The following is an 11,552-nucleotide window of genomic DNA, read 5'->3' as shown; positions in this document are numbered from 1 at the left end:
TTGTTGCGTTAACCCCGAGTTAATTCACGTCCTACAGACTTTGTTTCGAGTTCAGCTTCATGGATGAACGGCTCCGACGTTTTTCAGTAGGAGGCACCATGAAAATCACTACCGCAATCCTTGCCGGTCTATTCACCCTTGGCTCTGCCAGCGTTTTTGCCGAAGGCGGCGCTGAGCGCATGCATTATTACTACGACAACTTCCCGGTCCACCATGCGCAAAGCGCACAGACCGACGAGGCCAAAGCAAAGGAAATTCGCGTCCCCGCCGACCAGACGGCGCAAGTGACGGAGCCCTATCGAAACTGAGTTTTCTTGAGCAACCGATGAACCTCCCATGGCTCAGCTCTGGCCTGGGAGATGACAGTTGGGCGCCCCGTTCGGGCGCCTTTTTTTATGCCTGCAGATCCTTGATCCAGAACAGCATCCGCCCGTACGCCGGGTCGAACATGCCCGGCGCAAAACCGAACTTGCGGTAGGCGCCCTGCGCCACGTCGTTGCCTTCAAGGACTTCGAGGGTGATCTTGCAGCAACCGCGCTGACGAGCGATTTCTTCGACTTTGCGCAGCATTTTCTGGCTCAGTCCCAAACCGCGAAAGCGATTCACCACGGCAACATCGTGGACATTCACCAACGGCTTGCAGGCGAACGTTGAAAAGCCTTCAAAACAGTTGACCAGCCCCGCCGGTTCGCCGCCGACAAACGCCAGCACACTGAAGGCATGAGGCCGTCGGGCCAGTTCTTCCGGCAAGCGCTGCAGCAGCTCGGGAGCGATCGGATGGCCACCGCCCATGGGGTCTTCGGCATAGTGATTGAGCACGACACCGATGGCCTCGGCGTGCAGCGGATTGGTGTAACTGGCTTGAAGCACAAGAATTTCTGCGGAATCCATTTCCATCCCCGAACACACTAGCGCCCCGGCGCGCAAAGTGCGTGCTGAAAGGCGCTTCGACCTTAGCGCGAGGCGCTACGCCAGACAACCCGGTTCCAGCAAAAGATCCAAATCCCCCTGTAGACGCTGCCGCAGGCTGCGATCTGTTGATCCTCAACCTCAGCGCCCCCAGATCAACTCTTCAGTCCAGCCAAGTTCAGCGAAATCCTGCGCACGCAATCCGGCCTCGCCCGCACAGAAAAACTCATCCAGTTGTGGCGGTTTCACTGGCGTATCACTGAGCATCGCATGCACCTGCCCACGATGATGGAGCTGATGTTCAAACAGGTGCGAGAGCATGCGCAAACGGCTGTCGTGTTGCGGTGTGTCGCGGGCAATGGTGACGATACGGCCCAGATCGGCATCGCGCAGTTGCTCGCAATAGGCGATCAGGCGCCGATCGACATGCGCCTGTTCGGCGTGCAGCGCGGCGGCCTCGGTGAACGGCTCGTCCTGATTGAAAAACACATAGCAATCCGGGTGCGGCTCGTCACCGCGCAACTCACGCTCCAGCGCATCGACGTAGAACCAGTCACAGGTGAGGAGGTGATTGAGGGTCAGGCGAATGCCCGGGAAAAAGCTCACCCGTGGCGCCACCAGATCGGCTTCAGAGAGTTGCGTCCAGGCCTTGGCCAGTCGGTGATTGGCCCAGGCGTTTTGATACGCCATGGTCAACAAATGATGGGAAAGCGGCTGGGTCATGTCGGCGCCCTCTTCAATCAAGCTTCGGCAAAGCGCTGCAATTGCATCTCTTGCAGGCGACTGAGGGTGCGGCGGAACGGGAATTCCAGATAGCCCTCGGTGTACAGCGCGTCCATCGGCACGTGCGCCTCGATGTACAGCGGCACTTTGCGGTCGTAGCACTCGTCGACCAGCGCGATGAAGCGGCGCACGCCATCGTCGTGTACCGACAGCTGCGGTAATTCGCGATCACCCGCCACAACTCGCTCGGCGCCGTCTTCAGTGCCTCGGGCGATTCGCCCTTCGCGCTTTTGTGCACTGAGGTTTGGCACCTCGCCCAACAGAATAGCGCGATAGCGGTCGCATAAAGCGATGAAGTCCATGGCGGCAAACGGTTGCTCGCAAAGATCGGCATAGCGGCACCACAACACTGATTCGCTCGCTTGCACCACGTTCAACACACGATGTCCGACCGACACCGGCTGACCACTGGCGGATTGCCCCGCAGCGAGCGTTTTGAACACTTCGTCCAGCGCGCTGTTTGAACCCGCCACATCGACAAAATAGCGCTGCAGCCCTGCGCCCGGATGCAGGCGATGATCTTCGGCACCGTTCACCGGCACCACCTGCATGTGCGCCTTGATCGCGGCGATCGCCGGCACAAACCGATCACGGTTGAAGCCATCGGCATACAAATCGTCCGGCGGCAGGTTTGAGGTGCAGACCACCACCACGCCTTCTTCGAACATCACTTGAAACAACCGCCCCAGAATGATCGCGTCGCCAATGTCATTGACGAACAGTTCGTCGAAGCACAACACCCGCACTTCAGCGGCAAGCTCTTTGGCCAGCGCGCGTAGCGGATCGGCAATGCCGCTCAACTGGAACGAGCGCTGATGGACCCAGCCCATGAAGTGATGAAAATGCTGACGCCGGGCTGGCACGCGCAGGCTCTGATAGAACTGGTCCATCAACCAGGTCTTGCCGCGCCCGACCGGGCCCCACAAGTAAACGCCGGTAACGGCACGGGCTCCGGCGTGCAGGGCTTCGTGGCATTTTTGCAGCGCCCAGACGGCGTGCTCCTGAGCTTCATCCTGGATGAAGCCCTTGTGTTCGATGGCGTGCTGCCAAGCGCTGAGGGGGGAGTCGAAAGTCATGCGCGGCAGTATGCCACGGCAATCTTGCGGATAAACATACACCCCCTGTACCTGATCGCTTCGACGCTCTGCGTGGGAACGATCAGATGGCAGCCTGCGACAACGCCTGCAGGGGTTTGGGTGTTTCAGCGGTCGACTTTGTGTTTGGCGGCGTAGAGGCAGAGCATTTCCATGGCCAGCGTAGCGGCCGCCAGGGAAGTGACGTCGGCGTGATCGTAGGCCGGTGCGACTTCGACGACGTCCATGCCGACCAGATTGATCCCGCGCAAGCCGCCGAGAATTTCCAGCGCCTGCACCGTGCTCAGGCCGCCGCACACCGGGGTGCCGGTACCCGGAGCAAACGCCGGATCAAGACAGTCGATGTCGAACGTCAGGTACACCGGGTTATCGCCAACCCGCGCACGGATCGCCTCGACGATTGCCTCACAGCCACGGCGATGCACTTGCCGCGCATCGAGTATCTGGAAGCCCATGGGGTCGTCGTTGGTGGTGCGCAAACCGATCTGCACTGAACGCGCCGGATCCACCAGACCTTCGCGTGCCGCGTGCCAGAACATGGTGCCATGATCGACGCGTTTGCCCTCTTCGTCTGGCCAGGTGTCGCTGTGTGCATCGAAATGGATCAACGACAGTGTGCCGTGCTTGCGCGCATGGGCCTTGAGCAGCGGGTAGCTGATGAAGTGGTCGCCACCGAACGTCAGCATGGCACTGCCGGATTGAAGAATCCGCTCGGCGTGGGCCTCGATACTTTCCGGGATGGTGTGCGGCGAGCCGTAGTCGAAATCGCAGTCGCCGTAATCGATTACCGCCAGATGATCGAACGGGTCGAATGCCCACGGCCAGTGGCGTTCCCAGGCGATCCCGGTGGAGGCGGCGCGAATGCCCCGTGGGCCGAAACGCGCGCCCGGACGGTTACTGGTGGCAGTGTCGAACGGCACGCCGCTGACCGCCACGTCGATGCCACGCAAATCGCGGCTGTAGCGACGGCGCATGAAACTGGTAATACCGGCGTAGGTACTTTCGGCGGAAGTACCGTAGAGGCTGTCACGGGTCATCGCCTGATCGTTGATCATTGGCACGTCCATCGATGTGCTCCTTGTTGTTTAGAGGCTATTGGTGACTACGGAAAGTGGTCCACAGACGGGTGCGCAGGCGCATGTCCTTGAGGCTCATGCTGCGATCGGCGTACAAGCGCTCGCGCACTTCTGCGGGTGGATAAATGTCCGGATCGGTGCGCACCGCTTCATCCACCAGCGGCGTTGCAGCCTGGTTGGCGGTGGCGAAAAACAGCGTGTTGGTCAGTTCGGCCACTGAGTCGGGGCGCAGCATGAACTCGATGAACGCCCGCGCGGCTTCGGGATGTGGCGCGTCTTTGGGGATGGCCAGGTTGTCCTGCCAGATCAGTGTGCCTTCCCTGGGAATGCGGTAAGCCACCTCAAACGGTTTGTTGGCCTTGTGCGCCTGATCGGCCGCCATGCTCGCGTCGCCGTTGTAAGTCAGCGCCAGACAGACGTTGCCGCTGGCCAGATCGTTGATCTGTCGCCCCGTGGCGACGTACAGCACCGACGGCTGCAGTTTTTGCAACAACGCTTCGGCGGCAGTCAGATCATTCTTGTCGGTGCTGTAGGGATCTTTACCGAGGTAATGCAACGCCAGGCCGATGACTTCCTGCGGCGAATCGAGCACGGCGATCCCGCAATCCTTCAGCTTGCTGGCGTATTCCGGTTTGAACAGCAGATCGAGACTGTTCAGCGGCACGCCGGGCAGGCGTTGTTTCAACGCTTCGACATTCATCCCCAGGCCGAGCGTGCCCCACGTATAGGGCACACCAAAGCGGTTGCCGGGATCGACAGCGGCGAGTTTTTCCAGCAGATCCGGATCAAGATTGGCGTAGCCCTTGAGGCCCTCGTGGGGGATTTCTTTCAGCGCGCCCGCGGCCAATCCCCGCGCCAGCACGCTGGACGACGGCACCACAACGTCGTAGCCACTGCCGCCAGTGAGCAACTTGGTTTCCAACACCTCGGATGTATCAAAGGTGTCGTACCGCACGTGAATGCCGGTTTCTTTTTCGAAACGCTGCAGGGTCTGCGGCGGTACGTAATCGGCCCAGCTGTAGAGGTTGAGGGTTTTGTCCTCGGCTTGAGCATTGATGGCCACGGACAACAACAGCGCGGGAAAACACAGCTTGAACATGGGAGCCATGACGAACACCTGACCGGAGGAAGTGGTTGCAGAATGCGCCGTCGGATACATTGGCAAAATATCAAGTTTGTTAACCTGACTTTATCGCGGAGTAATGTGATGCTCGGGCAGCTTCACGATGTCGATTTGCAGTTGTTGCGCCTGTTTGTGCGGGTCGTCGAGTGCGGCGGTTTCAGTGCTGCGCAAGGTGATCTGGGCCTGAGCCAATCGAGCATCAGCCAGCAAATGGCCAAACTGGAAACCCGTCTCGGCTACCGATTATGCAGCCGTGGCAAGGGTGGTTTCAGCATTACGCCCAAGGGTGAGCAACTGCTGATCGCCGTGCGCACGCTGTTTGAATCGATAGAAACCTTTCGCCATCAATCCAACGGCGTCGCCGGGCGCTTGATCGGTGAAGTGCGTTTGGGCATTTCCGAATCAGTCGAGCCTGCGGTACTGCAAAGAGTCGCCGAGGCGATCCGGCGGTTTCGCGAGCGCGATGAATCGGTGCGCATCGAACTGATCAGCGCCATGCCCGGCGAGATGGAGCGTTTGCTGCTGCAACAGCGGCTGGACCTGGCCATCGGTTATTTTTCGCAGGTGCAGAGTGCATTCGATTACCGCCAATTGTTCAGCGAAACCCAGCACTTGTATTGCGCGGCCGGGCATCCGCTGTTTGCCGCTGAAGCGCCATCGGACGCCGCGCTGGCGGCCTGCGACCGGGTTGATCATCCGTATCGGTTTTTGCGCAGTGACGAGCCGTTTCAGGGCAAGGTGTGTTCGGCGCGCTCGGAACAGGTTGAAGGTACCCTCGCGTTTATTCTGTCGGGCAAACATGTCGGGTATCTGCCGGACCACTATGCGCGCCAGTGGCAGGACAACGGGTTGCTGTGGGCCTTGCGCCCCGGCGAGTTGAGTTTCGAGGTCGCGTTTCATCTGGCCCGGCATCGGGCGCAAGTGCCGGGCGATGCGCAAAAAGCCTTTGAACAGGACTTATTGGCCGCATTCACCCCTCTGTAGGAGCTGCCGCAGGCTGCGATCTTTTGATTGTGCTTTTCAAGGTCAAAAGATCGCAGCCTCGTTTCACTCGACAGCTCCTACACGGGCGTTTGCCGATGGCGCCCAATAAAACCTGACCTTTCAGGCAATTTTATTGCGTTGCCCTCGCCGCCCTCTTCCGGCATCCTGCGCCTCCATTTTCTGACCCGGCCCCGCCTCACGGCGCGCAAAACACCATGACCGCCTCTGAAAAAGTCCCGCGCAACAACGATCTGATCTACGGCCTCAACGACCGTCCACACCTGACTGCCACCGTGTTTGCCGCTCTGCAGCACGTGTTGGCAAGCTTTGTCGGCATCATCACGCCGACCCTGATCATGGGTGGCGCGCTCGGCCTGCAAAGCGAAATTCCTTACCTGATCAGCATGGCGCTGTTCGTTTCCGGCCTCGGCACCTTCGTCCAGGCCAAACGTTTCGGCCCGGTCGGCTCGGGTTTGCTGTGCCTGCAAGGCACCAGTTTTTCCTTTATCAGCGTGATTCTCAGCGCCGGGTTCATGGTCAAGGCGCGGGGTGGCGGCACCGATGAAATCCTCTCGACGATCTTCGGCGTGTGCTTTTTCGCCGCGTTCATCGAGGTGGTGCTGAGCCAGTTCATCGGCAAACTGCGCATGCTGATCACCCCGGTGGTCACGGGCACGATCATCACGTTGATGGGCCTGTCGCTGATCAAAGTGGCGATGACCGACATTGCCGGTGGCTTCGGCGCCGCCGACCTGGGCGCGTCCAGCCATATCTTTCTGGCGGCGCTGGTGATTGGCACCATCGTTGTACTGAACCGCGTCGACGTGCCGTTTCTGCGCCTGGGCGCCATTGTTATCGGCCTGACCCTCGGCTACGTGGTGGCGTGGCTGATGGGCACAGTGGATTTCGCCACGATGCCCGAAGTGCCGCTGGTCAGTGTGCCGGTGCCGTTCAAATACGGCTTCAACTTCGACTGGGTCGCCTTCGTCCCGGTGGCGGTGATTTTCCTCGTTTCGCCGCTGGAGGCTGCGGGCGACCTGACGGCCAACTCGATGATCTCGCGTCAGCCGGTCAAAGGCCCGTTGTACATCCGCCGAATCAAGTCCGGCCTGCTTGCCGATGGCCTCAACTCGGCCATGGCTGCGGTGTTCAACAGCATGCCGATGGTGACGTTCGCGCAGAACAACGGCGTGATTCAGCTCACTGGCGTGGCCAGCCGTTACGTGGCGTTTTTCATTGCCGGGCTGCTGGTGATACTGGGACTGTTCCCGATGATTGGCGCGGTGCTGCAACTGATGCCGAAACCGGTACTCGGCGGCGCTGAACTGGTGATGTTCGGCACCGTCGCCGTCGCCGGGATCAAGATCCTCGCCGAGGCCGGCCTGCATCGACGCAACATGCTCATCGTGGCGATATCCCTCGGCATGGGCCTGGGCATCGCGGCGGTACCGGAGGTTCTGCGCGAACTGCCGCAAGCGCTGCGCAACATCTTCGAATCGCCGATCACCGTTGGCGCACTCTGCGCTATCGTCTTGAATGTCTTCCTGCCGGAAGAATTCATCGAGCTGGAAGAAGATGATTTTGACCCGGAAGCGTCGATTCTTCAGGTCATGGAAAATCCCGACATGCCGGCCAAAGGTGAACCTGCCCCGGCGGCGGCTGTCGCACAGTTGAACCGCTAACGTCTGGCCTTGGCAAAAAAGGGCTGAGCCGGCAACGGTTCAGCCCTTTTTCGTTGAGAGACCGTTTATGCGCCGTGTCCATGCCGTCATCCTGTCGCTGCTTCTGCTGTCCCTCAGCGCCTGCGCGCTGTTCCCCAACCGTGATCCGGTGAACATCAATGTGGTCGGCCTCGAACCGTTGCCGAGCCAGGACCTGGAAGTGCGCTTCGCCATCAAGTTGCGCGTGCAAAACCCCAATGAAACCGCGATCGACTACAACGGCATTGCTTTGGATCTGGAGGTCAACGGCCATTCGCTGGCGTCGGGCGTGAGCGACCAGAGCGGTTCGATTCCTCGCTTTTCCGAAACCATCGTCAGCGTACCCGTCAGCATTTCCGCGTTCTCGGTACTGCGCCAGACCCTTGGCCTCAGCCAGACACAAACCCTCGACAACCTGCCTTACGTGTTGCGCGGCAAACTCGCGGGCGGTGTGTTCGGCACCATGCGTTTTGTCGACAGTGGCAAGCTCAGTTTGCCCAAGGCCAGTGCCGCGACCTGGTAAAAATGCGTTAGCCTCCCACGTCTATCAAAGACACTCAGGGAGGCTGCAGGTTTATGGAAGACACACCGACGTTGTACACCGAACGGCTGATCCTGCGCCCGTTGGAACTGGCCGATGCTGACGCCGTGCAGCAACAGTTTGCCCATTGGGAAGTGGTGCGTTATCTCAATGCCGCCGTGCCTTGGCCGTACCCTGATGACGGCGCCCTCAGCTACCTGCGTGACGTTGCGTTGCCGGCGATATCGGCTGGCAAAGAGTGGCATTGGTCGATTCGCTTGAAGTCGGCGCCCGAGCAGTTGATCGGCAACATCAGCCTGATGGATCAGCCGGACAACAACCGTGGCTTCTGGCTGGCGCCAGCGTCGCAGGGTCAAGGGTTGATGACCGAAGCGTGTGCCGCGGTGACCGATTACTGGTTCAAGAGCCTTGATCGCCCGCTGATGCGCGTCCCGAAAGCCGCGCCGAACATCGGCTCACGCAAACTCTCCGAACGCGCCGGTATGCGCTTGATCCGCAGCGATGAAGACGACTTCGTCAGCGGCCGTTTCCCCCGCGACCTCTGGGAAATCACCCGCGAAGAATGGCTGCAAAACCACTAATCCTCAGGTAGGAGCTGCCGAAGGCTGCGATCTTTTGATCTTGTTTATAAAAAGACAGATCAAAGGATCGCAGCCTTCGGCAGCTCCTACAGGGGATATTCGGGGTCACGTTGTGAAGCGCACGCCTGGTTTGGCGCGTTCGTCCACGCTCAACTCGAAGACGTCCGGCCGCGCGTAGTGGCCGACCACGTCATAGTCATACCGCGCACGAATCAATTCATCGGTGTCGATCTCGGCGGTGAGCAATCCGGCCTCACCGCGCAGCGGCCCGGCCAACACGTCACCCATCGGCCCGATTATCACGCTGCCTCCGGCAATCAACGGGCGCTCCGCCGGCCAGTTGGCAATCTCTACGCCCAGCTCGTTCGGCGATGCCTGCACCTGACAGGCGCTGACCACAAAGCAGCGGCCCTCGTGGGCGATATGGCGCATGCTCACCTGCCACATTTCACGCTCGTCCACCGTCGGCGCACACCACACTTCAATGCCCTTGGCGTACATCGCCGTGCGCAGCAGCGGCATCATGTTTTCCCAGCACACCACCGCGCCGAGCTTGCCGACGGACGTGTCGAGCACTGGCAGCGTCGAACCGTCGCCTTTTCCCCAGATCAGCCGCTCGGTGCCCGTCGGCATCAGTTTGCGGTGTTTCGCGACGAGCCCGGCCTGCGGGTCGAAATACAGCACCGTGCAATACAGCGTGCTGCCGGCGCGTTCAATCACGCCAATCACCAAATGGGCGCCGGTACGCGCCGACAAACCCGCCAGGGCTTCGGTTTCCGTGCCCGGCACGTCGATGGCATTGGCGAAGTAACGGGCATAAGCCTCACGCCCTTCCGGCAGTCGATAACCCAGTTGCGTGCCGAACCCTTCACCTTTCGGATAGCCGCCCAACAAGGCTTCCGGCATCACCACCAGCGACGCGCCGCAGGCAATGATCGCCGCTTCCCAGCCGAGAATCTGTTCCAGGGTTTCACCTTTGCCACCGGGCAGAGAGCCGATTTGCAGGGCGGCGACTATCGATTTGGCCATCACGTTTACTCCGTCAGGTTCAGATGTTGCTGATTCTGCGGCGCCACGCGATCATGAATAAAGCCCAAAGCACTGCTGAATGATATGAGCCACATGAATATCACCGATGTAGATCTCAACCTGCTGAAAGTCTTTGAAGCCCTGCACGAGGAGTCCAGCGCCAGCCGTGCAGCATTGCGCCTGGGCGTGACGCAATCGGCGGTCAGCGCGGCGTTGCGGCGTTTGCGCGAGGTGTATGGCGATCAATTGTTCGTGCGTACCGGTCGCGGCCTGGCGCCGACGCTGCAAGCCAATCAGCTGAAACCGGTGCTCAGCGAAGCGTTGAACAAGTGTCGGCAGAGTCTGGCGATGGTCGATCCGACCACGCAGCAGTATGACGGTCGCTCGGTAACGGTTGGCCTCTCGGATGATTTCGAGATTGCCTACGGCCGGCGTCTGATCGAAGAGATTGCCCGCAGCGCGCCGAAACTGCGCCTGATCTTTCGCCAGACCCACAGCCAGATCGTCGCCCGCGATCTGATCGAACGCAGCATTGATCTGGCGATCACCGCCGGCGGATTTGCCGAGCGGCTGCTCAGCCGTCAGGTCTTGGGCGAAGGCGGTTATGCGTGTCTGGTCGATCCGGCGAGCCTGGCGCCGGGCCAGCAGCAGATCGATCTGCAGGAATTTGTCGCCCGCGAGCACTTGCTGGTGTCGTCCGGGGGATTTATCGGGATTACCGATGAAGGGCTGGCGGCGCTGGGCTTGAGTCGTCGGGTGTGCGCGTCGACCACGCATTTTGCCGCGCTGCCTTATCTGCTCAAGGGCAGTCAGGCGGTGGCGACCATTCCGGCGCATGCTGCGCAGAGTATTGCGGCGATCAGCGGGCTGACCTTGCTGCCCTGCCCGCTGGCCTTGCCGCGTTACCCGATCGAACTGGGCTGGCGCACCAGTACGCAGATCGATCCGGTGGTGGTCAAAGTGCGTGAGGCGATTGCCGCCAGTTTCGGCTGAAAGGTTACTTGCTCGCGGCCATCAAGCGGTTGACTTCACTGCGCACCATGTTGGCGAACTCGGGCGGTGACATGGTATCCAGCTCCGCGCGAACCCACTCCGCCCATTTGCCCTTGCGCTTGGCGCGCTCGCCGAACAACCGCGCGGCTTCACCTTTGGCTTTGCCCAGATTGTTCTGCCAGAGTTCGAACAGACGGGATTTCTCGTCTTCCAGAGCGGCGCGCTCTGCGAGGGATTTGTCGGCCAGATTGAAACTCATGGGGAATTATCCTGCTGCGTAAAATGGCGACATCTTACACGCTCGACAGAAATCTCCCGCGCAGGTTTTTCTTTCTGACCTAAATTCAGTGCAACTTTTCGCGATGCGCCACACTCCATTGATCACTGTCCATTCAACTGCAAGGAGTCACCCAATGGCCCGGAAATCCGCCGTGCAAGCCGCCCAGGATCAAATCAAGGATCAAGCCTTCAGCGAGCTTCAGGCATTGATCGAAGAATCCGACAAACTGCTGAAAAACAGTGCCTCACTGGTTGGCGAGGAAGCGGAAACCCTGCGCGGGCAAATAGCCCTGAAGCTGGAGCAAGCCCTGGAATCGGTGTCGAACGTACGCGAACGCACCAAACCTGCAGTCGAGGCCACCGAGAGCTACATCGGCGGCCATCCATGGCAGACCGTGGCTATTTCCGCCGGTTTTGGTCTGGTGGTGGGGTTGTTGCTCGGTCGTCGTTGATTTTTACG

Annotated in this window: 14 protein-coding genes; 7 read left to right on the top strand and 7 right to left on the bottom strand. The window is 60.1% G+C overall.

What is annotated here, in order from left to right; genetic code table 11:
* The first annotated feature begins 98 nt into the window (after positions 1–98).
* Positions 99–308 (top strand): hypothetical protein, encoded by a 210-nt coding sequence (locus JFT81_RS00540; protein ID WP_201225449.1) that lies wholly within the window; start codon positions 99–101, stop codon positions 306–308.
* Positions 309–393: 85 nt separating this feature from the next.
* Here JFT81_RS00540 and JFT81_RS00535 read toward each other — a convergent pair whose 3' ends face one another.
* From JFT81_RS00535 to JFT81_RS00515, 5 genes are all read right to left on the bottom strand, one after another.
* The gene (locus JFT81_RS00535; RefSeq protein WP_201225447.1) at positions 394–891 is read right to left on the bottom strand and encodes a GNAT family N-acetyltransferase; all 498 of its coding nucleotides are present in this window, start codon (positions 889–891) and stop codon (positions 394–396) included.
* Positions 892–1,050: 159 nt separating this feature from the next.
* Complete coding sequence (locus JFT81_RS00530) at positions 1,051–1,632, bottom strand: DinB family protein (RefSeq protein WP_201225445.1); 582 nt, start codon at positions 1,630–1,632, stop codon at positions 1,051–1,053.
* Between the two features lie 17 nt (positions 1,633–1,649).
* A complete protein-coding gene (zapE, locus tag JFT81_RS00525) occupies positions 1,650–2,768 on the bottom strand; it encodes a cell division protein ZapE (RefSeq protein ID WP_201225443.1) in 1,119 nt (372 codons plus the stop codon).
* Between the two features lie 125 nt (positions 2,769–2,893).
* Positions 2,894–3,853 (bottom strand): agmatinase, encoded by a 960-nt coding sequence (gene speB, locus JFT81_RS00520; RefSeq protein WP_201225442.1) that lies wholly within the window; start codon positions 3,851–3,853, stop codon positions 2,894–2,896.
* Between the two features lie 25 nt (positions 3,854–3,878).
* A complete protein-coding gene (locus JFT81_RS00515; RefSeq protein ID WP_201225440.1) occupies positions 3,879–4,970 on the bottom strand; it encodes a polyamine ABC transporter substrate-binding protein in 1,092 nt (363 codons plus the stop codon).
* Between the two features lie 99 nt (positions 4,971–5,069).
* Here JFT81_RS00515 and JFT81_RS00510 point away from each other — a divergent pair, with 99 nt between their 5' ends.
* The 4 genes from JFT81_RS00510 to JFT81_RS00495 all read left to right on the top strand — a co-directional run bounded on the left by JFT81_RS00510 (position 5,070) and on the right by JFT81_RS00495 (position 8,791).
* Positions 5,070–5,969, top strand: a complete 900-nt coding sequence (locus JFT81_RS00510) for a LysR family transcriptional regulator (RefSeq protein ID WP_201225438.1) — start codon at positions 5,070–5,072, stop codon at positions 5,967–5,969.
* Positions 5,970–6,184: 215 nt separating this feature from the next.
* The gene (locus tag JFT81_RS00505) at positions 6,185–7,651 is read left to right on the top strand and encodes a nucleobase:cation symporter-2 family protein (RefSeq protein ID WP_201225436.1); all 1,467 of its coding nucleotides are present in this window, start codon (positions 6,185–6,187) and stop codon (positions 7,649–7,651) included.
* A 67-nt stretch (positions 7,652–7,718) separates the two neighbouring features.
* Complete coding sequence (locus JFT81_RS00500; RefSeq protein WP_201203282.1) at positions 7,719–8,192, top strand: LEA type 2 family protein; 474 nt, start codon at positions 7,719–7,721, stop codon at positions 8,190–8,192.
* 53 nt (positions 8,193–8,245) lie between these two features.
* A complete protein-coding gene (locus tag JFT81_RS00495) occupies positions 8,246–8,791 on the top strand; it encodes a GNAT family N-acetyltransferase (RefSeq protein WP_201225434.1) in 546 nt (181 codons plus the stop codon).
* Between the two features lie 105 nt (positions 8,792–8,896).
* On the opposite strand, the gene JFT81_RS00490 is transcribed toward JFT81_RS00495, so the two are convergent.
* Complete coding sequence (locus tag JFT81_RS00490) at positions 8,897–9,820, bottom strand: carbon-nitrogen hydrolase family protein (RefSeq protein WP_201225432.1); 924 nt, start codon at positions 9,818–9,820, stop codon at positions 8,897–8,899.
* 84 nt (positions 9,821–9,904) lie between these two features.
* Here JFT81_RS00490 and JFT81_RS00485 point away from each other — a divergent pair, with 84 nt between their 5' ends.
* Positions 9,905–10,813: a LysR family transcriptional regulator gene (locus tag JFT81_RS00485; RefSeq protein WP_201225430.1), complete on the top strand. Its 909-nt coding sequence runs from the start codon at positions 9,905–9,907 to the stop codon at positions 10,811–10,813.
* Between the two features lie 4 nt (positions 10,814–10,817).
* Here the strand turns inward: JFT81_RS00485 and JFT81_RS00480 are convergent, their stop codons facing one another.
* Complete coding sequence (locus tag JFT81_RS00480) at positions 10,818–11,072, bottom strand: hypothetical protein (RefSeq protein WP_201147889.1); 255 nt, start codon at positions 11,070–11,072, stop codon at positions 10,818–10,820.
* A 154-nt stretch (positions 11,073–11,226) separates the two neighbouring features.
* Here JFT81_RS00480 and JFT81_RS00475 point away from each other — a divergent pair, with 154 nt between their 5' ends.
* The gene (locus JFT81_RS00475) at positions 11,227–11,544 is read left to right on the top strand and encodes a DUF883 family protein (protein WP_201147888.1); all 318 of its coding nucleotides are present in this window, start codon (positions 11,227–11,229) and stop codon (positions 11,542–11,544) included.
* The last annotated feature ends 8 nt before the right edge of the window (positions 11,545–11,552 follow it).

The organism is Pseudomonas sp. TH43 (assembly GCF_016650635.1).
GTDB lineage: Bacteria > Pseudomonadota > Gammaproteobacteria > Pseudomonadales > Pseudomonadaceae > Aquipseudomonas.
The sequence above is the reverse complement of the archived record's forward strand: the minus strand, read 5'-3'. Positions and strand labels throughout refer to the sequence as shown.